This is a genomic window from Dietzia sp. SLG310A2-38A2 (assembly GCF_014145095.1).
GTDB lineage: Bacteria > Actinomycetota > Actinomycetes > Mycobacteriales > Mycobacteriaceae > Dietzia.
Window position 1 is genome coordinate 1,150 of record NZ_JAALDX010000361.1, and the last position, 1,770, is coordinate 2,919.

Annotated in this window: 3 protein-coding genes; 2 read left to right on the top strand and 1 reads right to left on the bottom strand. The window is 71.4% G+C overall.

Translation table 11 applies throughout. The features are described 5' to 3' along the window. Positions 1–367: glycine cleavage T C-terminal barrel domain-containing protein (locus G6027_RS12785; RefSeq protein WP_277612344.1), on the top strand; the 367-nt coding region annotated here is incomplete at its 5' end. Positions 368–396: 29 nt separating this feature from the next. Continuing rightward, positions 397–1,488, top strand: coding sequence for a branched-chain amino acid aminotransferase (locus G6027_RS12790; RefSeq protein WP_182637508.1), 1,092 nt, complete (start codon positions 397–399; stop codon positions 1,486–1,488). Between the two features lie 120 nt (positions 1,489–1,608). On the opposite strand, the gene G6027_RS12795 is transcribed toward G6027_RS12790, so the two are convergent. After that, positions 1,609–1,770, bottom strand: a 162-nt coding sequence (locus tag G6027_RS12795) for an adenosylcobinamide-GDP ribazoletransferase (RefSeq protein WP_182637509.1), incomplete at its 5' end; no start/stop codon positions are given.

Consider the following 1,770-nt stretch of genomic DNA (forward strand, 5'->3'; position numbering starts at 1 on the left):
GTCCCTCGACCTCAGTCCGCTCGAGGCCCGCTGCGCGTGGGCCATCGGCTGGGACAAACCGTCCTTCTGGGGGCGCGACGAGCTGCTGCGTCAGAAGGAGGCCGGGCCCGCCCGGCGCATGTACGCGCTCGAGGTCACGGGCCGCGGCGTGCTGCGCGCCGACCAGACCGTGCGGGCCGGCGGACGCGACGTGGGCGTCACGAGCTCCGGCACGTTCTCGCCGACCCTGAAAACGGGGATCGCGCTCGCGTTCGTCGAGCTGGACGCCGGACTGAAGAAGGGCGACGAGGTCGTCGTCGACGTACGGGGGCGAGAGGTACCGTGCCGCCTCGCGGTACCCCCGCTCGTCGAGATCCGCACCCGCTGACCCGCCCCTTCTCACCTAAGCGAGACGACATGTCCCAGTTCGACATCCGCCCCTCGGCCACACCGAGGACGGCCACCGAGCGCGAAGCCATCCTCGCCGCCCCCGGCTTCGGCAAGCACTTCACCGACCACATGGTCACCCTCCCGTACTCGAACGGGCAGTGGGGTACCCCGGTCGTCGAGGCGTACGCACCCCTGTCCATCGACCCGTCCGCCGTGGTCCTGCACTACGCCCAGACGATCTTCGAGGGACTCAAGGCCTACCGGCAGGCGGACGACTCCATCGCCTCCTTCCGGCCGGAGCAGAACGCGGCGCGCTTCAACCGGTCCGCGCAGCGTCTGGCCATGCCGACGCTGCCGGAGGAGGTGTTCATGGAGTCCCTCCGGCAGATCGTGGCGATCGACCGCGACTGGGTTCCCGCCGCCGGCGGGGAGGAGGCGCTCTACCTGCGGCCCTTCATGATCGCGACGGAGACCGGCCTGGGAGTGCGGCCGGCCGACGAGTACCTCTACTCGGTCATCGCCTCGCCCGCCGGCGCCTACTTCTCGCGCGGTGTGGCCCCCGTGAGCGTGTGGCTGAGCACCGAGTACGTGCGGGCCAGCCCCGGCGGAACCGGCGCGGCGAAGTTCGGGGGGAACTACGCGGCGTCGCTGCGTGCTCAGGAGCAGGCCGCCGCCGAGGGCTGCGATCAGGTGGTCTGGCTGGACGCGATCGAGCGCAAGTACGTCGAGGAGATGGGCGGGATGAACCTGTTCTTCATCCTCGGCACCGGAGACTCGGCGGAGATCGTCACCCCGGAGCTGTCCGGTTCACTGCTGCCCGGCGTGACCCGCGACAGCCTCATCCGGTTGGCACGCCATCTCGGCTACCCGGTGACCGAGCGGAAGGTCTCGGTGGAGGAGTGGGAGTCCGGGGTCGCCTCCGGCGCGATCACCGAGGTGTTCGCCTGCGGGACCGCCGCCGTGATCACCCCTGTGGGCTCGGTCAAGCACGCCGAGGGCGGGTACTCGGTCGCCGACGGCGGGCCCGGCGAGATCACCATGCGTCTGCGCGAGACCCTCACCGGGATCCAGCGCGGGTCCGTGGCCGACACATTCGGGTGGATGACCACGCTCGCCTGACCGGGCCCCCGCCCACCGGGCCCCCGCCCCGACGCGATTCCATCGCCAAGAGCGTTCCGCACACGTTTCCCGAGTAGGAGGTGTGCGGAACGCTCTTCTCGTTGACGCGCGAGCCACGGGTCAAGTCAGGATGACGGCGACGACCAGGGCCACGGCCGTGCCCGCCTCGATCCCCGCCCCAAGGACGTCCCCGTTGACCCCCCCGAGGCGGCGGACGGCGTGGCGCGCAAAGCCCGCGGCGGCCGCGTAGAGGGATAGTCCGACCGCCGCCCCGACGGCCGG